This is a genomic window from Staphylococcus pasteuri (assembly GCF_030547725.1).
Lineage (GTDB): Bacteria > Bacillota > Bacilli > Staphylococcales > Staphylococcaceae > Staphylococcus > Staphylococcus pasteuri.
In genome coordinates, this window is the sequence record NZ_JAUOQO010000866.1 from 1 (window position 1) to 240 (window position 240).

Sequence of the window (240 nt, forward strand, 5' to 3'; positions counted from 1 at the left end):
GGGTAATGTTAGGGCGTGAGGTTTACCAAAATCCTTATTTGTTAGCTGAGGTGGATCAAAGGATCTTTGACGATCACTCTCCACAATTAAGTCGACATCAGGTCGCTGAGTTAATGTTTCCTTATATTGAGCAGCATCTAGCTCAGGGTGGGCGTTTGCAGCACATTAGCCGTCATATACTGGGCTTGTTTCAAGGTTGCGTAGGTGCAAGAGCTTGGCGTCGTCACCTTAGTGAGAATG

Annotated in this window: 1 protein-coding gene; it reads left to right on the forward strand. The window is 46.2% G+C overall.

The annotated features are described in order from the left end of the window. Positions 1 to 240 (forward strand): tRNA-dihydrouridine synthase (locus Q4528_RS15745; RefSeq protein WP_303522665.1); only part of this gene is annotated, 240 nt, incomplete at both ends.